Here is a 19,469-nt window from a genome sequence, read left to right on the forward strand (position 1 = left end):
CGGGCCGCCCGGCCCCCGGCACCCGTCCTCGGAAGCGAGCGAGTCACTCATGGCGTACGCAGATGGCATCGAGAAGTTCGTGGAAACGGTCAACGGCGCTCTGCCGCCCGACTTCTACACCTACCCCGTCGCACGGCAGCGCGCCCTGTACGACGCATTGACCGAGGTGCTGCCCGTTCCCGTCCCCGACGGCGTGACGCACCGGGACGCGACCGTCACGCACGAGGGACGCACCGCCCGCATCCGTATCTACGAACCGGCCCGACGCACCGGCCGCGCGGTGCTCTTCTACATCCGCGGCGGCGGCTTCGTCATCGGCTCGCTGCACAGCCACCACAGCCTGGTCGCCGAACTCGCGGACCGCACCGGCCTGGTGAGTGTCGCCCTGGACTTCGGCATGGCGCCGGAGAACCCGTTCCCCGGCCCTCTGGAGGACTGCTACGCGGGTCTGTGCGGCACCCTCGCCGAGCTGCCCGCGCTCGGTCTCGATGGCCTCGACCCGGAGGGCGCGGTGCTCTGCGGCGAGAGCTCCGGCGCCAACATGGCAGTGGTCCTGTCGATGATGGCGCGCGACCGCGGCGGACCCCCGCTGCGCGGGCAGGCCGTGATCAGCCCCGTCCTGGACTTCACCCGCTGGCGCCACGGCGGCGAGGACGCGCCCCTGCTGTCGGGCGGTGAGATGGAGTTCTACACCGCCTGCTACTGCCCCGAGCCGGAGCAGGCGGCCGACCCCCGGGTCTCGCCGCTGCTCGGTGGCTCGTTCGAGACGCTGCCACCGGCCTACGTCGTCGGCTGCGAGCGGGATTCGCTGTGCGTGGACGCGGAGAAGTTGGCCGCCCTGCTGCGGGAGTGCGGCACGCCGGTGACGTACGTACGGGAGGACGGCATGGTGCACGCCCCGGTGCGCGCCCGGCGGATCAGCGAGCCCGCGGCGGACCTCTTCGCCCGCTACTGCGCCGCCGTCGCCGCACTGGCCCGCGGGGAGGTGCCCCATGGCGGGCACTGAGCCGGGCCGGGGCCCTTGCGTCATCGTCGACCCCTATTCGTCGGGCGCCCTGTTCGCGCAGGCCCTGCGTGCCGAGGGGGTCCCCGTGGCGGCACTCGTCACCGGGCCGAGCCCGCTCGACGCGTACGCCTCCTCCTATCGCCCGGCGGACTTCCCCGACGTCATCGTCCACGAGGGCGACCTGGACAAGACCGTGCGCAGAGTGCGCGGTCTTGACCCGCGCTGCGTCATCGCGGGCTGCGAGTCCGGCGTGGAACTGGCCGAGCTGATAGCCCCCCTGGTGGTGCCCGCGCGCTGCAACGTGCCCGAACTGGCCGGGGCGCGCCGGGACAAGAGCCTGATGGCCGAGGCCGTGCAGGCCGCCGGGCTTGCGGTGATTCCGCAGATCTGCACCGGCGAGGTCGAGGAGGCGGCGGTCTGGCTGGACCGAGCGGGACTGACCGGGTCAGACCTCGTGATCAAGCCGCCCAGGAGTGCCAGCACCGACGGTGTCGTCAAGGTGCCCGGCGGGTCGGGGTGGCGCGAGGTGTTCACGCAACAGCTCGGCCGGGTCAACCAGTTCGGCGAGCGGGACGAGCGGCTGCTGGTGCAGGAGTTCGTGACCGGCACGGAGTATGTCGTAGACACCTTCAGCCACGACGGCAAGCACTCCCTCGTCGACGTCTGCGCCTACGGGAAGACGGACAACGGGCCGCACATGGCCGTCTACGACACCATGCGCTGGCTGCCCCCGGGCGATCCCGCCGTCACGGCGCTGGCGGGCTACGTACGGGGCGTCCTCGACGCGGTCGGGCTGCGCTTCGGCTCCGCGCACGTGGAGGTGATGGACACCGCGGCCGGTCCTGTCCTCATCGAGCTGGGCGCCCGGCCGCATGGCGGCGGGCAGCCGCAGTTCAACCGCAACGCCACCGGGGACAGCCAGATCGACCGGACGGTGCGCTGGCTCACCGGCGGTGAACTGCCGCAGAGCTACGAGCTGTTGACGCACCAGATGTGCGTCTTCCACATCGCCCCGCGTTCGGGGACCGTGCGCGGTACGGGCGTCCTGGACGCGATCCCCCGGCTGGCGAGCCACCACTTCTCGGTGCGGGCCCTGTCCGACGGCGATCACGTCCCGGTCACCAGGAGCCTGGTCGACAGCCTCAACTTCGGCTTCGCCATTCTCGCCCACCCCGACGCCGGACAGATCGAGCGGGACTACCGCACCATCCGCGCCCTGGAGCGGCGTCTCGTCATCGGAGAGCTCAAAGAGCTCGGGGAACTCGGAGAACTCGGAGAACTCGGGGAACAGTGATCAACGCCCTGGCGTTCCAGGCTGACGCTGGGGGCTCTGGGGCTCACCGCGGCGGTGTTCGCGATGTGCGCGCTGCGGCTGGCGCTGGGTGGGTGACTCCGGCGGGGCCCGGCCGCCAAGCGCGAGGAGTACCCGGCCCAGCAGCTCCCGGAGGAGGAGGTGCGTCCGACGAAGTGCCGTGCCCCGGCAGGGAGTCCGCGGTGGTCAGTACGCTCTTCGGCCAGGCGAGGCGCTGTTGCAGCACCCGCAGCTGGGCGCGGCGCATCTCGGGTCCTGGCCGCAGGCCCAGATCGATGTCCAGGCGTCGGGTGACAGCGGAGAAGACCCGCAGCGCCTCGGCCTGCTCGCCGCAGCTCGCCAGGGCCAGCACGAGCCGGGCCTGCACCCCCTCGTGCAGAGGCTCGTCCTCGGCGGCGGCCCGCAGCGCGGACACCACCAGGCCGGGCTGTTCAAACTTCAGCGCGAGGTCCGCGTACAGAAGGAGGTTCTCGATGCGGCGCCGGTTCGCGGCGACGGCCGCCGGGTGTCCGGCCAGCAGCGGCTCCGCCGCCAGGACCAGGCCGCGCGAGCCCTGCTGTGCCAGCGCCGCGAACTCGAACGCGGCCTGCTCCTCGCCGCGCGCGTGGGCCTGCCGTGCCTGCTCCGCCAGGTCTCCGAAGCGGGTCAGGTCAACTTGGTCGCGCCCTACGGACAGGGCGTATCCGGTCGGGGTCCGGACCAGGTACGAGGGGTTGGCGGAGCCCGGGACGGAACTCGCGGACCTGAGGAAGGTGCGCGCCTGGCTCACGTAGGTGTGGATCAGGTTGCGATAGGAACGCGGCCGTTCCTCCTGCCACAGGGCGCGGGCGATCTCATCGAGCCCGGCCGGGTACGGGTGGCGCAGGACCAGCAGCGCAAGCAGTCGCCGCAGCTTGAGGGCGCGCAACTCCCGCTCGGCGCCGTCGAGTTCGATGCTCAGGCTGCCGAAGACACCGATGCGCAGGCCGGACCTGTCGCTCCTGTCGCTCCTGTCGTTCTTGCCGTTCTCGCCGTTGTCGTCGTTCGGGGCCGCTGCTCGCTGCGATGCGAGCGGGCACCGGATCTCCTCGACGTCGAGCTCCAGGACCGCCGCCAGCCGGCACAGCGTGCGTCGCTGCGGCCGTCGTACGTGCCCACGCTCGATGTCACGCAGAGCCCGCACACTGATCCCCGCCGCCGCAGCCAGCCGGCTCTGCGTCAGCCCGGTACGCCGCCGGTGAGCGCGCACGCGTTCATCGAGGGGATGTCGTGCTGTGGGCATGGTGGTGTCCTTCCTGGGGTGGCCAGACGGCGCTTCACCGGTTGGCTGGTGAGGTCAGCGGGGACGGACGTGCTGCGTGCGCTGTCAGCGGCGGGGGTAGCACGTACGAATCTGGTCCAAGGCCCAGCGCATACGGACCACGGAAGTCTCCGGGTAGTTCCCGTAGGCGACGGCCAGGACAGCGGCGCAGCCGCGGGTTCCGCCGTGCGCACGAATCGCCCGGCGAACGACGCACCCGGCCTCCGGCCGCGTCAAGGTGGCGCCTGTGGGCAGGTCGCTGCTGAACAGGGCTTCGGCCCTGGCAGCCGTCAGGAGATCGGTTGAGCCGGTCATGGTGCGCCTCGTTGCCTCTCGTGTGAGAACGCCTTGCGGACCGGCGAATGGCAGGCCCGGCAAGCGAAGGATCGGTTCGCGAGACTCACTGTGCGTTGCCGGGTTGCAGGACTGATTGCAGCAGCCGCTGCAGTCGGAACGGCAACAGCGATCCGTCGGCGCGGACGGTGACGAGAGGGCCGTCGGACAACTCGGGACAACCGCACGGGTGTTGGCGGCGGCGGAGGGTTTGGGCGCCGGGGCGTCAGGGGTCCGTGGCGACCGGCACGGGCTGCGTCCGGGAGCTCGCGCGGGGCAGCGCGACGACCATGGTGAGCCCTCCTCCCGGAGTGTCCTCCGGGGTGAGCGTGCCGCCCATCGCCTCGGTGAGGCCCCGGGCGAGCGCCAGGCCGAGGCCCACGCCGGTGGTGTTGTCGGTGTCGCCGAGCCGCTGGAAGGGCTCGAACGCACGCTCCCGGTCCGCCGGAGGCAGACCGGGGCCCCGGTCGACGACGCGCAGCTCGACGCGGCCGGCGAGCGTGCTGGCTCCGAGGAGGACGGGGTGGCCCGGCGGGGAGTGGCGTACGGCGTTGGCGACGAGGTGGGCGACGACCCGTTCGAGGAGCGGAGGGTCGGCGAGGACGAGGGGCGACTCCGCCAGACCGCGCAGGGCCACCCGTCGTACGCCGTCTCCGTCGTCCGGGAGACCGTCCAGTGCGGCCGGGACGACCTCTTCCCAGGCCGTGGGGCGAAGGTCCGTGGTGAGGGCGCCCGCCTGGAGGCGGCTCATGTCGAGGAGGTTCTCGACGAGCCCGCTGAGCCTGCCCATGGACTCGTCGGCCGTGGCCAGGAGCTCGTTCCGTTCCTCCGTCGTGAAGTCCACGTCGGGGCTCCGCAGGGAGGCCACGGCTGCCCAGCCCGCGGCCAGCGGGGTCCGCAGGTCGTGGCTGACGGCGGCGAGGAGGGCGGTGCGCATCCGGTCGGCCGCCTTCGCACTCTCCGCCTCGGCCGCCGCTTCGGCGAGCCGGGCCCGGTCGACGGCGGCCATGAGGTGGGCCGCGAACGCCGTGAGGACACGGCGGTCCGCGGCGGGCAGCGTACGGCCGCGCAGGACGAGGAAGCTCCCGTTGCCCAGTGCGACCTGGCTCGCGGCGGGGTCGTCCACCGGGTGGTCGGTCAGTTCGGCCGCGTGGGCGGCGAAGGTCTCCCGGGTACGGGCGAGCAGGTCGGGGACGGTGTGCTCGCCCCTGACGACGGAGCCCGCGAGCGCGGAGAGGGTTTCCGCTTCGGCGGTGGCGCTCGCAGCCCGGCGGGACAGCCGCAGCGAGCGGCCGACGACCGCCGCCACGGCGCCCGCGACCACGAGGAACACCCCGAGGGCGAGGACGCTGTCGGGGTCTTGGAAGGAGAACGCCCCGATGGGCGGCACGAACCAGTAGTTGAGCAGCAGGGAGGCCGTCACGGCGGCGACGAGCGCCGAGCCGATGCCGCCGATGCAGGCCACACCGACCACGGTCACGAGGAAGAGCAGGACTTCGCTGGTCAGGTCGAGGCGTCCCCACGCCCCGTCGAGCAGCAGGGTGAGGAGGAGGGGGAGGACGACTCCGGCGAGGGGCCCGGCGATCCGCCGGGAGAGAGGGAGGGTGCGCCGGCGCGCGGGCAGCAGGCGGCCTCGGCCCGCCCGTTCGTGGGTGACCATGTGCACGTCGATGCCACCGGACAGCGCGACGGTGGTCTCGCCGATGCCGCGTCCGGTGAGGAAGCGTTCGAGGCGGCCGCGTCTGCTCGTTCCGAGGATCAGCTGTGTGGCGTTCCCGGCCCGGGCGAAGTCCCGCAGGGCGGTCGGCACGTCCTCGCCGACGACCGTGTGGTAGCTGCCGCCGAGGCTCTCGACCAGGCGCCGCTGCCGTGCGAGCGCCGCGGCCGAGGCACCTGCCGCGAGCCCGTCGCCCCGTGCGACGTGCACGGCCGACAGCTCCCCGTGGGCCGACCGGGCGGCGATCCGGCCGGCACGGCGTAGGAGGGTGTCGCCTTCCGGGCCGCCCGTCAGTGCGACGACCACGCGCTCCCGGCCCGCCCAGGTACTTCGGATGCCGTGGTCGGTGCGGTACTTCCGCAGGACGTCGTCGACCTGGTCGGCGACCCAGAGCAGGGCGAGTTCCCGCAGGGCGGTGAGGTTGTCGGGGCGGAACCGGCTGGCCAGGGCCGCGTCCACCAGCTCAGGGGGGTGGATGTTCCCGTGCGCCATGCGGCGGCGCAGCTCCTCGGGGTCCGCGTCGACGAGGACGATCTGGTCGGCGCGGCGGACGAAGCCGTCCGGGACGGTGTCCACCGGCGGCACGTCGGTGATCTCCTCGACGACGTCGCCGAGGGATTCCAAGTGCTGGACGTCGAGGGTCGTCAGGACGTCGATGCCGGCGGCGAGGAGTTCACCGACGTCCTGCCAGCGGTGGGGATTGCGGTGCCCGGGAGGGTTGGTGCGGGCCAGGTCGTCGACGAGGAGCAGGCCGGGCCGACGGCGCAGCGCGGCGTCCAGGTCGAACCCGCCGCGATCGTCCGGGGCAGGACCGACCGCCGCCCCGTCCAGGCGCTCCAGACCGCCGAGGAGCGCCTCGGTGTGCGGGCGGCCACGGCAGTCGGCGGCGCCCACGACCACGTCCGTCCCCCTGGCCGCCCTGCGGTGGCCCTCGTCGAGCAGCCGGTACGTCTTGCCGACGCCGGGCGCGGCGCCGACGAAGACCTTGAGCCTTCCCCGGCGGCCGGCGTCCGGACCCGTGCGCGTCCGCCCGGCGGGCGTCCCCTGGGCCGGACGCCCGGTGCCGGTCAGAACTTCTCCGGGTGGATCAGCGCGGCCACCAGGTAGCCGACGATGCTCAGGGCGACGACGAGACCGACCACGTTCTCGATGCTCACGAACGATCAACTCCCCAGGGAGAGAGGCGGATGCCGGCCGTACGGAAGGGCCGAGGGGTGTACGGAAGGGCGCCGGAACCCGGTCGCCCGCTGCCATCGAATCCCGCGCCGGACGGCGGCCCGCCCACCTTGACGCCGTCCTGTCGGCCCTGCCACGGAAGCTGACGGGGTCTTGACGCTTCCCGTACGGGGGGGGGCACGCGGCCGGGCTCGTCCGGCCCGCAGCCTCCTGCTGCCGCGGGCCGGAACGCCCCTCTCGTCGGACGGGCCCGTTCGTTCGTGGCGAGGCGTCGGTCCGGGCCGTCAGTCACGGACCGATGCGTGCCACCTCGGCGACACGCCCCCTCGCACCTCACACGCCCGAACGCTCGTCCGCATCCCTCGCGAGGGAACCATCCTGCGCCGCGACCGGGCTCCGACCCGGCCTCCCTGACGCCGTCCTGATGCTGAATCACCTCGCATTGACAGGACCTTGACGGCCGTGGCGAGCGGCTCGTAAGAGGCGCGTCAGGGCATGCGCCACATCGACGTAGCCGGGGCATCGCACGTCTGGATTCGGGTCGAGGTGGGACTGCTCGGCCGCGAGACCCGGTCGGCAGCGTCCTCCGCGTCCCCCGGCCCGCCTTGCGCCGTCGGCGGCGGTCAGGCGTCAGGGGCGACTTCGGGGTGCGTGAACCGTACGGGTTTGCCCAGCGACCGGGCGTACACGATTTCGGCTCGGGTGCTGTCTCCGATGTAGTCGCCGACCACCAGCGCCTCGTCGGCGAGCCGGATCTTCGCCCGGTGCAGGTCGTCGAGCCGGACCTTCAGCTGCTCGGCCTCGGCAGGATCGGACCACAGTTCGTGCGGCGACTTCATGTCACAGCCCGGTTTGACGACGATCCTTCCGGCTTCGGTCTCCCGCAGCTCGGCCTCGTTCATCTCGGGCATGAAGCGGGTGGAGCCGCAGATCACGACGATGCGCGGGAGGTTCAACAGCCTCTTCGCGTCGGCGAGTTTCTCCTCGGGGGTGAGCAGATGCGGGTACGGCATGGGTTCCTCCTGGTGCTGCGGCCCTCAAGGGGCGTCTACGGCAAGTCGAACGGGTGGTGACAACCCCCGTACGGGAGCGTGTGGTTGAGGTGGTCACGGCATCTGCTTCAGGGCGTTCCGCCTGTCCGGGCTCGGCATGGGCGGTGATCCTGCGTCAGGTTCGGCCGGTTGCCGCGGATCTTCCCGTACGGGCGCGGTGTGAGGGTGAACACATGGGCCGGTGGCCGAAAGAGGTGCCGGGTTCCCGGCCTCCGTGACCGGATCCTTCCACTGGCGTGGCGGCTCGCGCTCCGCGCAGCGAAGGGCTGCCGTCCGACCGTCTCGGGGGCCGTTTGTACGTTCGGCCTGTTCGGGGCGGGTGCCGCCGTGGGGGCCGCCCGTCTCACGCGCCGCCGAAGGTGCTGATTTATCGCCTAGTTGATAGTTTGCGGCTTTTTTATGTTTTGGGTAACTCGCGACGGAATGCCGGAACAGTTGGCGTGAAGGGCCACCGTCTGAATTCACTCGTTGACGGAGCGAAATCACGCAGCTACCTTGATCAAGTCCTCAGCGGTGCACATGCGAACAAGGAGCGAAAATGAGCATCACCGCCCAGGAATTGACGGGTTATTGTTTATCCGCGCCGGAGGCGGCGAAGTTGCGTGGGTTCTCGGACCTCGCCGCTCGTCTGCCCGACGCCTCTCCTATAGTGCTTTCCGGACTTCTCCTCGACCTTCCCCGAGGGTTACGGGAATCAATTCTCGACTTCGGTACGGACACGACGGGGAGTGGGTACCTGCTCCTCCGCGGTCTGAGCGTCGACGATCTCCCCGATACTCCGCAGACGCACGGCGCGAGCGCGCTCGACAGCCACTACACCAATGGCACGCTCATGCTCGTTGCGGATCTGCTCGGCTCCCTCGTCGGCTATCAGGACGAGAAGTCCGGGACCCTCTTCCATGACGTCCACCCGGTGCGCGGTGAAGAAAGCCGGATCGAGAACAGCGGTTCCGTCGCCTTCGACTTCCACACCGAGAACGTGCACCACCCGCTCAGGCCCGACTACCTGGGGCTGCTCTGTCTGCGCCAGGACCACGAGGGCGTCGCGGCGACCCGGGTGTCGTCCGTCCGTGACGCCCTGCCGCTGCTGAGCGACGAGCAGATCCAGGAGCTGCGCAAGCCGCAGTTCCACAGCCTCTACCCGACCTCGTTCACCCGGAACTCCCAGGGGCCCCGCCCCTCGTCGGGGCTGCACCCGGTGGTCTTCGGGCCCGCGGAGCGGCCGTTCATCCGGTTCAACTCGCACAACACGCAGGCGGCAGCCCCGGAGGGGCAGCACGTACTGGCCGCCCTGAGCCAGGCGTTGGAGCGCGTCTGCCGGGACCTGATCCTCACACCCGGTGACCTGGTGATCCTCGACAACCACGTGGTGGTGCACGGACGCAGTGCCTTCGCGCCCCGCTACGACGGGAACGACCGCTGGCTGCGCAGGTTCTACTCGCTGCGCTCCACTCCTCTGTGGGCGCAGCGGATGATGCCCCGGCCGCGCGTCCTGCCGGCGATGGCGGACATCCGCGGAGTCGTCTGACCCACCACCGCGCCCCGTGCCGGACCGCGGCACGGGGCCGCGCCGTGTGCGGCGCGGGAGTACATGCCCGACGAATGAGGGAAAGTGGATCTGTTCGAAGTGCTCGGCCTGCTCGCCGCGGCGACGGCGGCGGGCTGGGTGGACGCCGTCGTGGGCGGCGGCGGCGTACTGCTCATCCCGGTGCTGCTGCTGTCCTTCCCTCAGTTCCCGCCCGCGACAGCGCTGGGAACCAACAAGATCGCCGCCGTCATGGGCACCGCGACGGCCGCGTACATGTACCAGCGGCGCGCCAAGCTCGACCGGTCCGTCCTGCTGCCGGCGGCGGCACTCGCGGTTCCCTTCGGAGCGCTCGGCGCGATTTCCGCGACGAGCTTTCCCGCGCAGTACTTCCGCCCCGTCATCATGGTGCTGCTGGTCTCGGTCGCCCTCTTCGTCGCCTTCAAACCGAGTTTTGGTGTGGAGCGGGCAGATACTCTCGTGACCCGGCAGCGCCGCATTACGGCAATTCTGCTCGCCGGTGTGGGAATCGGCTTCTACGACGGCCTTTTCGGTCCTGGCGTAGGAACGTTCCTCATCATTTCCTTCACCGTTCTCCTGGCCACACAATTCCTGGAGAGCGCGGCCATGGCGAAAGTCATCAACGCGTCGTCGAACCTCGGCGCGCTCGCAGTGTTCGCGTGGCAGGGAAACGTGCTCTGGCTCATAGGACTCGGCATGGCGGTGGGAAACATCACCGGCGCCATGCTCGGGTCCCGCACCGCATTGAAAAGAGGCTCCGGCTTCGTACGCGTGGTGCTTGTTCTCGTGGTCACCACGATGGTGATCAAACTTGGATTCGATCAGTTCGCGTAAGTGAATTCTGCATGACGCCGTCGGGAACTTCCCCCGAACGGCGCCTGGCGAAAGACTCTTGACGGGAGATCGCATGGCAAGGGAACTGTCCGGGCTGCTCACGCTGCCCGATTTCGAACGCGCGGCCGGTGACGTGATGGACTCGGCCTCCTGGGCCTACGTCGCGGGCGGCGCGGACACCCAACTCACGGTGCGCGCCAACACCGAGGCGTTCGACCAGGTCTGGCTGCGTCCCCGGGCGCTGAGCGCCACCGGCGAGAAGCCGGACACCTCGGTGACCGTCCTCGGCCAACAGCTGGCCCTGCCCGTCCTGCTGGCCCCGACCAGCCCCCAGCGGCTCCTGCACGACGACGCGGAGATCGCCACCGCCCGGGCCGCCGAGGCCACCGGCACCCTCTCCATCGTCAGTACCGACAGCCACCACTCCTTCCCCGAGATCGCCGCCTCCGTCAAGGGCGGGAGCTGGTTCCAGCTCTACGCCTACCGGTCCCGCGACGACGTCGCCGCGACGATCGCCATGGCCGAGCAGGCCGGCGCGACCGCCCTGGTGGTGACGGTGGACGCGAGTCATGCCGCCCGCCGCATCAGCACCCGCCGCGCGGGTTTCCGCACCCCCGCGAACGTCGATTTCGGCAACCTGCGCGCACTGGGCATCCTGACCGGTGAGATACCGGACGGGGCGCGCATCGACCGTCTTCCCCTCACGTGGGACGACCTCGAATGGATCAGGACCACGACCCACCTGCCGATCGTCGTCAAGGGCATCTTGCGGGCCGAGGACGCCGAACGCTGCATCGGCCTCGGGGTGGACGGCATCATCGTCTCCAACCACGGAGGCCGCCAGCTCGACGGCGCCGTGCCCAGCCTGGTCGCGCTCGAAGGGATCGCGGCGGCCGTGGCCGGCCGCGCGGCGGTCCTCGTGGACGGGGGCGTCCGCTCCGGCGTCCACGTCATCAAGGCGCTCGCCCTCGGCGCCGACGCCGTGTGCATCGGACGGCCCTACCTCTGGGGCCTCAAGCTGGCCGGTCAGCAGGGCATCGAGGCGGTCGTCGAACTTCTCCGGCACGAGATCGAGGACACCCTCCTGCAAGTCGGCGCCGACTCGGTCGCGGACATCGGCCCCGACTTCGCCACCAGGGCCTGATCCGGCCCGCCGACGCACCCTTCCGCCCGCACCTCTCCCCCACTTCCCGCGCCCCCTCACGGGCCGGGCCCCGTTCAAGGAGTCGATCCGTGACGACCGTTCACTTCTCCCGAGGCATTCCGCCACGCGAGGCGATACCGTCCGCCGCCATCGCCGCACACACCTCCGCGATCCTCACCGCCGAACCCGACCGGGTGTTCCAGTACGCCCCCATCGGCCGCCACACCGGCGACCCGGAACTCCGGGAGCAGCTGGGCAAGTTCCACTCGGTGGACCCCGAGAGGGTGTTCGTCACCAACGGTTCCTTGCAGGCACTCGACCTGCTCGCCGCCCACCTGCTGCGCGGTGCCGCCGCACCGCTGGTGCTGGTCGAGGCGCCGACGTACGACCGCGCCGTGCAGATCTTCGAGCGGCACGGCGCCCGGGTGTCCGGAGTGCCGCTGCGACACGACGGCATCGACCTGGACGTACTCGAAGAACGGCTGCGCACCGAGGTGCCCGCCTTCCTCTACCTCATCCCGGACTTCCAGAACCCCAGCGGCGTCACCACCGGCGAGGACAAGCGCCGCGAACTGGTGCGTCTCTCCGCCGTACACGGTTTCACGATCCTGGAGGACGTTCCGTACCGGGAGCTGCGTTTCAGCGGTGCCGCACCCACCCCGCTGGGCGAGCTGGCCGAGGCGGTCGACGGGGCGAAGGTGCTGACCATCGGCTCGCTGAGCAAGGTACTCAGCCCCGGCCTGCGGGTCGGTTACGTCATCGGCCCCGACGGGACGCCCGGTGACCTCGCGGCGCTCGCCGAGAGCACCTACCTGTCGCCCGCACCCCTGCTCCAGGCGGTCGCCGCGCGGGCCCTCGCGCACGGACTCGTGCAGGAGAACGTCGAGCAGGTGCGCGCGCTGCTGAAACCTCTGCACGACCACGCCGTCGCCGCCGTGCGCGAAACGCTCGGCGAGGTGCAGCTGTGCGTTCCCGACGGCGGCTACTACCTCTCCGTACACCTGCCGGTCCCGGGAGACGAGGCCGCGTTCCTCGATGCCGCGCGGGCCAACGGGCTTGCGCTGGCGCGCGGTTCGGCGTTCTACCCGGCCGACTCCGCACCGCCGTCCGGCACCGTGTTCCTGCGGCTGCCGTTCCAGGCGCTGCACCCCGAGGAGTTCACCGAAGGCGTCAGGCGCCTCGCCGCCGCCGGACGGGCGAAGTAGGGTCACGCGAACGGGGGCGCGGGATCCGGCCGTCCCGGCAGCCGTCCGGAAGACCGCCCGGGTGACGTGCTGCGAGTTGAGATGAGGAGAGGTTTCACCGTGTACGTCACCCTCGCTTCGGTCGAGGAAATCCTGGACCTGCGCCAGCAGGTCCTGCGGCCCGGTCAGCCTCGCGAGAGCGCCCTCACCGAGGCCGACCTGCTCCCGGACACCTTCCACCTGGCCGCCCGTACCAGCAGCGGCGACCTCGCCGCCTGCGCCACCTTCAGTACGGAACCCCTGCCGGACACCCGCGCGCTGGCTCCCTTCGCGCCCGAGGGAGTGTGGCGGCTGCGGAAAATGGCCAGCGCCGCGCACGAACGCGGTCGAGGTTACGGAGGGGCCGTACTGCGGGCCGGCCTGGCGGCCTGCGCGGAACGCGGCGGCCGGCTCGTCTGGTGCAGCGGCCGGCTCGCCGCAGCGGGCTTCTACCGGCACCACGGGTTCACCGCCGTCGGGGACCAGTACACCGTCCCCGGAATCGGCCCGCACCACCACTTCGTCCACGAGCTGGTTCCGGGCGGCGGGGCAGGCCGTACGGGCCAGGCCCGCCCGCCTGAGTGAGCCGACCGCCCGGGCCCGCGCCAGGACACGCCCTAGATGCGCGAGTTGCGTACCGACTGCCACACCGCGCCGGCCAGCGCCCGTGTCGCCTGCGGGACCGAGAGGTGTGCGTGCTCGCGGTACAGCTCCCAGTTGTACTTCACCAGGGACAGCTTGTTGGAGGACAGCGATCCCGCCTGCTGGGCCCGGTAGACCGCCAGCGGCTCCGCCAGGCCCCGGGCGTCCGCGCCGTCGCGCATGATGCTCAGCCACAGCGCGTAGTCCTGACGCTTGCGCATCTGCGGCATCAGCCTGGTGCCGAGGACGTTGCGGTCGTACATGGCGGTCAGGGCGCCGATGTGGTCCTGGACCAGCATCTCGCGGTAGGTCACGTGCTCCCGCGCACGGATCACCCGCCCGTTCGGAACCCAGTCGGTGCTCTCGCCTGAGTGGTCGGCGTCCATTTTGTAGTACGAGGTGAACGTCAGCGGGGCAGTGCCCTCCTTGGCGAAGGCGAGCTGCTTCTCGGTCTTCTCCGGGAGCCACATGTCATCGCTGTCGAGGAAGGCGATGTAGTCGCCGCGGGCCCGCTCCATCGCGAGGTTGCGCGCCCGGCCGGCTCCGCCCTGTTCGGGTGACGACTCCGGCAGGACGCGCTCGTCCTGCGCGGCGAACTCGCGCAGCAGGTCCATGGAGCCGTCAGTCGACCGGTCGTCGGTGACCAGCAGCTCCAGGTCACCGTGGGTCTGGGTGAGCACCGATCTCACGGCGGCGCCGAGAGTGGCCGCCGAGTTGTACACGGGCATGATGACGGACACCAAGGGCACAGCGATTCTCCTTGCAAGACCAGGAACGACGGCCCATTCAAGCACCGTCACCGGGTAGGAACCGCACACGGTCGTCGTGGACCAGGGCTCCGGTCGGTGTGGAGCAGGTCCCGGCGGGTCTGATGGCTGACGATCAGGAGCAGGGCGATCAGCAGCCAGTTCGCGACCATCGACGAGCCGCCCTGGGCGAGGAACGGCAGGGCCTTCCCGGTGAACGGCATCAGTCCCGTCACACCTGCCGTGATGATGAACACCTGGAACCCGAGCACCAGCGACAGCCCCGCGGCCAGCAGTGTTCCGAAGGGGTTGCCGCAGAGGAGTGCCGTACGGAAGCTGCGGGTGACGAGGAGGGTGTAGAGCAGCAGCACCGCCATCACCCCGGCCAGGCCGAGTTCCTCGCCGACCGTGGTGAGGATGAAGTCGCTGCGCCCGGCGAAGCCGATCAGCTCGGGGTGGCCCTGTCCCAGGCCGGTACCGGTGAGGCCGCCGCTGCCGAAGCCGAAGAGGGCTTCGGCGGCCTGGCTGGAAACGAGGCCCGCCGGGCGCTGGTCGGGCGGGAGGTAGATGTCGAAGGGGTGCAGCCAGGCGGCTATCCGGCCCCGTACGTGCGGTTCGGTCGCGCCGACCGAGACGGCGCCCACGACGGTCATGGCGATGCCGCACGCCACCCAGTTGGTGCGTTCGGTGGCGATGTACAGCATGGCGACGAAGAGGCCGAAGAACAGCAACGACGTTCCGAGGTCGCGTTCGAGGACCAGGACGAGGAGGCTGGTCAGCCAGACCACGACGAGGGGACCGATCTGCCTGCCGTACGGCAGTGTCATGCCGAGCCACTTGCGGCCCGTGCAAGCCAGGGCGTCGCGGTGGAGCACCAGGAAGCCGGCGAAGAACGTCACGATGCCGAGCTTGGCGAACTCGCCCGGCTGGAGGGACAGCGGGCCCAGGTACACCCAGCGCTTGGCGCCGTAGGTGTCGCCGGGGAAGAAGGCGGGCGCCATGAGGAGGGCCAGCGACGCGGCCATCGTGACGTAGAGGTAGCGCTGCAGCTGCCGGTAGTCCCGCAGCGTCGCCAGGACGACGATGGCGACGGCCACCGCCAGCACTGTCCAGACGAGTTGTCCGCCGCTCGCGGGCGCCGAGCCGAAGCGTTCGGCGTAGGACAGGTCGAGGCGCTGGACGAGGACGAGGCCCAGGCCCGTGAGGAGGTAGGCGATCGGGAGGATGAGCGGATCGGCGTGCGGGGTGAACCTGCGCACCGCGAGGTGCGCGACGGTGACGAGACAGAGCTGCGAGAGCGCGAAACCGACCGGGTTCGCGGGCAGCTCCCCCGTCCTGGCCAGGCTCGCGACGACGTACCCGAGGACGACGACGGCGAGACCGAGCGCCAGCATCAGGGCCTCCGCTCGGCGGGCGTCCAGGCGGCGGGGGGCGTTCAGTCCACGCACGGCACGCCTCCGCCGGCGACCTTGTCCGAGGGGCCCGGCTTCTCCTGCTCCTCCTTCTGCTCCTTCACCGGCTTGTTGTCGGCGCCCCGTGGTGCGGACTTCTCGCCGGGTCCGTCCGTGGCCCCCGGCCCGGGTGTGCCGCTGGTCTGTTCCTGGACCCGTCGGCGCACCAGGTCACGGTCGACGATGTTGACGTCCTCGCCGTGGTGCTTGGCGAAGCTCTCCACCGGCAGGGTGGTGAACTCCACCTTGCCGCCGGTGAGGTTCTTCGCCTGCTGCACGAAGGAGAGGATCCCCCAGCCCTCGTCGAGGACCACGTTGTCCTTCACCACGTCCTTGAGTTCGAGCAGCCGGGCGGGGTTGGTCAGGGTGCCCACGCTGTTCGCCTGGTGCAGGGCAGAGGCGAGGAATGCCTGCTGGCGGCGGGTGCGGTCGAGGTCGCCGCGGGTCAGACCGTGGCGTTGCCGTACGAAGGCCAGGGCCTGCTGCCCGTCGAGCTTCTGGCGGCCCGCCGGGAAGTCGGCGCCGGAGTAGCGGTCCTTGGCGGGTTTGCTGAGGCATACCTCCACCCCGTCGAGCGCGTCGGCCAGGCGGAAGAAGCCGTCCAGGCTGACCTCGGCGAAGTGGTCGACGGGCACCCCGAGGAACTCCCGTACGGTACGGATCTGGGACGTGCGGCCCGCTTCCCGGCCGGCGTGCTCCAGCTCGGGCCCGTCCTTCGCGCCCTGGCCGCGCAGCCGGGCCTCCTCGGCGGCCTTCGCGAGGCCGTACGCCTTCTTGATCTTGTCCTTGCCGAATCCGGGGATGTCGACGAGGTCGTCGCGCGGGATGGAGAAGCCCTTGGCCTTGCCGCCGTCGGCCGGGATGTGCAGGAGGATCAGCGTGTTGGCGTTGTAGCCGCCGATCGAGGAGCTGCCCGCGTGGAGCTTCTCCAGGACGGGCGCGGGGAGTTCCTCGCCGTTCAGGTCCTTCCGGGTGTCGAGGCCCATGAGGAGGATGTTCGTCGCGCCCTTCTCCGACTTGGGTGCGTCGCCGCCGAGGGCGGTGGAGGAGCCGATGCTGTCGATCTCGCGGTAGAGGTACCAGGCGGCCGCGCCGCCGCAGATCCCGAGTACTCCGGCGAGGGTCAGCAGGGTGCGGCCGAGCCGGGGCCTGCGGCGCCGAGCGCGCCGGTTCGGACGCGCGGGGCGCACGCGGCGGTGGCCTGGGCGGGGGCTGTCGGCTCGGTGCTGGGGCATGGGGACGATCCTGAAGTCCCCTTCCTGAGCCGTTCCTGAGGATCCGGAAGGGGCCTTCAGGAAGCGCCGGAACCGGTCGGGGTGCCGGCCGGGGTGCCAGCCGGGGTCCCGGCCGGGGGCATGCGCAGGGTGAGCCGGGCGCCGCGCTCGCTGGGTTCCACCCGCAGGGTGCCGCCGTGGGCACGGGCGATCTCGCGTGCGATGGCGAGGCCCAGGCCGGTGCCTCCGCTGGCCCTGTTGCGGTCCGCCTCCAGCCTGGTGAACCGGTTGAACACCTCCTCCCGCGACCCGGGCGCGATGCCCGGCCCGTCGTCGACGACTTCGAGCAGGGCGGCGCCGGTGGCGGGGTCGTGGCCGGTGGTGACGCGTACCTCGTGGTCCGCGAAGCGCTGGGCGTTGTCCAGCAGGTTGGCCAGCAGCCGCTCCAGTTGCCCGGGATCCGCCCGTACGAGGACGGGGTCGTCGGCGTCCAGCGTCGGCGGCACCCGCGACGAGCGCCGCCGGGCCGCCGACTCGGCCGCCAGCAGCGACAGGTCGACGAGTTGCACGACGGGCGGCCGGTGGGCGTCCAGGCGGGCCAGGAGCAGCAGGTCCGCGGCGATGTGCTCCAGCCGTACGGTGCTGCCCAGGGCCTGCGCCAGCGAGGCGGCGGTCTCGGGGTCGGGGCGGTGGAGGAGGGCCAGTTCGAGTTCGGCGCGGGCGGCGGCGATGGGGTTGCGCAGTTCGTGGGAGGCGTCGGCGACGAACTGGCGCTGGCGGGTGACCGATTCCTCCAGCCGCCGCAGGGTGTCGTTGACGGTCTCGGCGAGGCCGGTGATCTCGTCCCGGCCACCCGGGGCGGGCACCCGGCGGTCCAGCTGGTCGGGCGTGACGTCGGCGAGTTCTCTGCGCATCGACTCGACGGGCCGCAGCGCGGCACCGGTCGCGGACCAGGCGATGAGGCCGGTGAGCACGGTGACGATGGGGCCGCCGACCAGGAGGGTGACGGCGAGCGCGCGCTGGGCGTCGGACTCGGCGTTGAGAACGGTCATGGCGTAGACGTAGCGCTCGCCGTGCGGTGAGGGGGTTTTCACGACGGCGACGAGGCTGGTGTGGGCGGCCGCCAGGGCGGGATCGGCGGGGAACTCCCGTACGGCGGAGTCCTCGCCCGGCGGGGGGCGGAACCCGGCGAGGCGGGCGGCGCGGGCGGTGGCGCCGGGGGCGGTGGAGGTCAGGGCGCGGCCCCGGTCGTCCAGTACGACGAGGGCGTCGACCCCGCCCTCCGGTTCGGGCATGTCGGAGGGCAGCGGCCCCGGTCGGGCGGCGATGTCGGCGACGGCCTGCCGGGCGGCGAGCTCGGTACGGGCGGCGGTGCTGTCCGCGAGGTTGCCGCGCAGCATGACGTAGAGCCAGCCACCACCGACCGAAAGGGCCACGACCATGACGAGCACAGCGGCGAAGGTGGCACGGGCGCGCAGGCTACGAGGCACCCGGGGCCGGAAGCGGCGGGACGCGCGAGCCCACCGGAACCGGCCCCCCGGAAGCACGCCCGACCGCGCCCCACCGTGATCCTGCGGACCGCTCCCATGAAGCACACGCGGACGGGCCCCGCCATCTCCTCTCCGACCGTCCCGACGGGACACGCCCGAGCCCGGTCCGCCGCCCGTCTGCACATCCGGGCCCGCTCCCGCGTCCGCCGCCGAACCCGCACCCGCACCCGCACCCGCACCCGCCCGAGGCGAGCCGCCCGCCGGCCCCACCGGATCCCGGCCGCCGTCCGGCGTGTCACGCGGGCCCGACTCACCGCCCGGCGGCATTCCGGATCCGTCGCCGGGCAGCGGTGTGCCGGTCCCGTCCCCCGCGACCGGGCCGTTCGCGTCACGCTTCATCGGGGGCCAGCCGGTAGCCGATGCCGCGTACCGTGCGGATGGTGTGGCGGCCGAAGGGGGTGTCGATCTTTTTGCGCAGTGAACTGACGTACACCTCGACGATGTTGGGGTCGAGGTCGGAGGGTGAGTCCCAGACCTCGTCGAGGATGTCCTGCTTGGACACGGTGCCGCCGCCTGCGGTCAGCAGGCAGGCCAGTACCTCGCTCTCCCGCGCGGTCAGTTCCACGGTCCGCTCGCCGCGTCTTCCCAGGCGGGCGGCCACGTCGAGGGTGAGGTCGCCGACCTGGAGGGTCGCGGGGCGTTCTCGGCCCGCCCGGCGGCCCAGGGCGCGCAGCCGGGCGAGCAGCACGACGAGCGAGAACGGTTTGGTGAGGTAGTCGTCCGCACCGGCGTCGAGTCCGTCGGCCTCCTCGTACTCGCCGTCCTTCGCGGTGAGGATGAGGACGAGCGCGTGCTCGTCCACGGCACGCAGGCGTCGGCAGACCTCCAGGCCGCTGAGGCCGGGCAGCATCAGGTCCAGCACGATGACGTCGTAGCCGCCGGTCAGTCCCAGCTCCAGGCCCTTGTGCCCGTCGTGGGCGACGTCCACCCAGTGGCCGTCGGCGGAGATGGCTCGGCGCAGGGTGTCGGCGAGCGCTTGCTCGTCCTCGATGACCAGGATCTTCACGGCTCAAATGTCACATATCCCGCCATTGCGCGGCGAACGACCCCGTCCTTCGAGGGGGGAACGGGGAAACTGAAGGCCTTTTCAGGACCCTCAGACTGCCTTCAGGGTCGGCGGGTCAGGGTGAAGGGGCGGCGCCGGGAGCGCGCCGCCCGAGGATGTGAGGAGGTGGTCGTTGTGCCGTACAGCGACCCTCCCAGTCGTACGTCCCGACAGTCCGCGCGTGCCCACTCCGCCGGAC

The 19,469-nt window shown here is 71.4% G+C and carries 16 protein-coding genes; 7 read left to right on the plus strand and 9 right to left on the minus strand.

Annotated features, from left to right (window positions below; genetic code table 11):
* Window positions 1-49 precede the first annotated feature (49 nt).
* Window positions 50-1,006 carry an alpha/beta hydrolase gene (locus ACZ5PB_RS21645; RefSeq protein ID WP_468693337.1) on the plus strand — a complete coding sequence of 319 codons (957 nt, stop codon included), beginning with the start codon at window positions 50-52 and terminating at the stop codon, window positions 1,004-1,006.
* Window positions 993-2,300: an ATP-grasp domain-containing protein gene (locus tag ACZ5PB_RS21650; protein WP_468693338.1), complete on the plus strand. Its 1,308-nt coding sequence runs from the start codon at window positions 993-995 to the stop codon at window positions 2,298-2,300. Before ACZ5PB_RS21645 ends, ACZ5PB_RS21650 begins: the two co-directional genes overlap by 14 nt.
* Before the next feature lie 43 nt (window positions 2,301-2,343).
* Here ACZ5PB_RS21650 and ACZ5PB_RS21655 read toward each other — a convergent pair whose 3' ends face one another.
* From ACZ5PB_RS21655 to ACZ5PB_RS21670, 4 genes are all read right to left on the minus strand, one after another.
* Window positions 2,344-3,579, minus strand: a complete 1,236-nt coding sequence (locus ACZ5PB_RS21655) for a BTAD domain-containing putative transcriptional regulator (protein ID WP_468693339.1) — start codon at window positions 3,577-3,579, stop codon at window positions 2,344-2,346.
* A 577-nt stretch (window positions 3,580-4,156) separates the two neighbouring features.
* The gene (locus tag ACZ5PB_RS21660; protein ID WP_468693587.1) at window positions 4,157-6,718 is read right to left on the minus strand and encodes an ATP-binding protein; all 2,562 of its coding nucleotides are present in this window, start codon (window positions 6,716-6,718) and stop codon (window positions 4,157-4,159) included.
* Entirely contained in the window at window positions 6,715-6,804 is a 90-nt protein-coding gene (gene kdpF, locus ACZ5PB_RS21665) for a K(+)-transporting ATPase subunit F (protein WP_468693588.1), read from the minus strand. The genes ACZ5PB_RS21660 and kdpF overlap by 4 nt, the downstream gene beginning before the upstream one ends.
* 642 nt (window positions 6,805-7,446) lie before the next feature.
* Window positions 7,447-7,836, minus strand: a complete 390-nt coding sequence (locus ACZ5PB_RS21670; protein ID WP_468693340.1) for a hypothetical protein — start codon at window positions 7,834-7,836, stop codon at window positions 7,447-7,449.
* 577 nt (window positions 7,837-8,413) lie between these two features.
* On the opposite strand from ACZ5PB_RS21670, the gene ACZ5PB_RS21675 reads away from it, so the two are divergent.
* From ACZ5PB_RS21675 to ACZ5PB_RS21695, 5 genes are all read left to right on the plus strand, one after another.
* Entirely contained in the window at window positions 8,414-9,403 is a 990-nt protein-coding gene (locus tag ACZ5PB_RS21675; protein WP_468693341.1) for a TauD/TfdA family dioxygenase, read from the plus strand.
* Window positions 9,404-9,487: 84 nt separating this feature from the next.
* Complete coding sequence (locus tag ACZ5PB_RS21680; protein ID WP_468693342.1) at window positions 9,488-10,255, plus strand: sulfite exporter TauE/SafE family protein; 768 nt, start codon at window positions 9,488-9,490, stop codon at window positions 10,253-10,255.
* A gap of 73 nt (window positions 10,256-10,328) precedes the next feature.
* Window positions 10,329-11,399, plus strand: coding sequence for an alpha-hydroxy acid oxidase (locus ACZ5PB_RS21685; RefSeq protein ID WP_468693343.1), 1,071 nt, complete (start codon window positions 10,329-10,331; stop codon window positions 11,397-11,399).
* Between the two features lie 89 nt (window positions 11,400-11,488).
* Window positions 11,489-12,604, plus strand: a complete 1,116-nt coding sequence (locus tag ACZ5PB_RS21690) for an aminotransferase-like domain-containing protein (RefSeq protein WP_468693344.1) — start codon at window positions 11,489-11,491, stop codon at window positions 12,602-12,604.
* Between the two features lie 99 nt (window positions 12,605-12,703).
* A complete protein-coding gene (locus ACZ5PB_RS21695) occupies window positions 12,704-13,207 on the plus strand; it encodes a GNAT family N-acetyltransferase (RefSeq protein ID WP_468693345.1) in 504 nt (167 codons plus the stop codon).
* 32 nt (window positions 13,208-13,239) lie between these two features.
* Here ACZ5PB_RS21695 and ACZ5PB_RS21700 read toward each other — a convergent pair whose 3' ends face one another.
* From ACZ5PB_RS21700 to ACZ5PB_RS21720, 5 genes are all read right to left on the minus strand, one after another.
* Entirely contained in the window at window positions 13,240-14,013 is a 774-nt protein-coding gene (locus ACZ5PB_RS21700) for a glycosyltransferase family 2 protein (RefSeq protein ID WP_468693346.1), read from the minus strand.
* Window positions 14,014-14,060: 47 nt separating this feature from the next.
* Window positions 14,061-15,404, minus strand: a complete 1,344-nt coding sequence (locus ACZ5PB_RS21705) for an FtsW/RodA/SpoVE family cell cycle protein (RefSeq protein WP_468693589.1) — start codon at window positions 15,402-15,404, stop codon at window positions 14,061-14,063.
* A gap of 41 nt (window positions 15,405-15,445) precedes the next feature.
* A complete protein-coding gene (locus ACZ5PB_RS21710; RefSeq protein ID WP_468693347.1) occupies window positions 15,446-16,696 on the minus strand; it encodes an LCP family protein in 1,251 nt (416 codons plus the stop codon).
* A 56-nt stretch (window positions 16,697-16,752) separates the two neighbouring features.
* Window positions 16,753-18,117, minus strand: coding sequence for a sensor histidine kinase (locus ACZ5PB_RS21715; protein ID WP_468693590.1), 1,365 nt, complete (start codon window positions 18,115-18,117; stop codon window positions 16,753-16,755).
* 436 nt (window positions 18,118-18,553) lie between these two features.
* Window positions 18,554-19,231 carry a response regulator transcription factor gene (locus ACZ5PB_RS21720; RefSeq protein WP_468693348.1) on the minus strand — a complete coding sequence of 226 codons (678 nt, stop codon included), beginning with the start codon at window positions 19,229-19,231 and terminating at the stop codon, window positions 18,554-18,556.
* Window positions 19,232-19,469 lie beyond the last annotated feature (238 nt).

The organism is Streptomyces sp. NPDC032721, from assembly GCF_055579625.1.

What these genes read in the sequence shown, in the direction of transcription:
- ACZ5PB_RS21670 (WP_468693340.1), bottom strand. Translation starts at nt 7,836, where the DNA reads ATGCCGTACCCGCATCTGCTCACCCCCGAGGAGAAACTCGCCGACGCG.
- ACZ5PB_RS21650 (WP_468693338.1), top strand. Translation starts at nt 993, where the DNA reads ATGGCGGGCACTGAGCCGGGCCGGGGCCCTTGCGTCATCGTCGACCCC.
- ACZ5PB_RS21655 (WP_468693339.1), bottom strand. Translation starts at nt 3,579, where the DNA reads ATGCCCACAGCACGACATCCCCTCGATGAACGCGTGCGCGCTCACCGG.
- ACZ5PB_RS21705 (WP_468693589.1), bottom strand. Translation starts at nt 15,404, where the DNA reads ATGCTGGCGCTCGGTCTCGCCGTCGTCGTCCTCGGGTACGTCGTCGCG.
- ACZ5PB_RS21645 (WP_468693337.1), top strand. Translation starts at nt 50, where the DNA reads ATGGCGTACGCAGATGGCATCGAGAAGTTCGTGGAAACGGTCAACGGC.
- ACZ5PB_RS21710 (WP_468693347.1), bottom strand. Translation starts at nt 16,696, where the DNA reads ATGCCCCAGCACCGAGCCGACAGCCCCCGCCCAGGCCACCGCCGCGTG.
- ACZ5PB_RS21715 (WP_468693590.1), bottom strand. Translation starts at nt 18,117, where the DNA reads ATGGTCGTGGCCCTTTCGGTCGGTGGTGGCTGGCTCTACGTCATGCTG.
- ACZ5PB_RS21685 (WP_468693343.1), top strand. Translation starts at nt 10,329, where the DNA reads ATGGCAAGGGAACTGTCCGGGCTGCTCACGCTGCCCGATTTCGAACGC.
- ACZ5PB_RS21675 (WP_468693341.1), top strand. Translation starts at nt 8,414, where the DNA reads ATGAGCATCACCGCCCAGGAATTGACGGGTTATTGTTTATCCGCGCCG.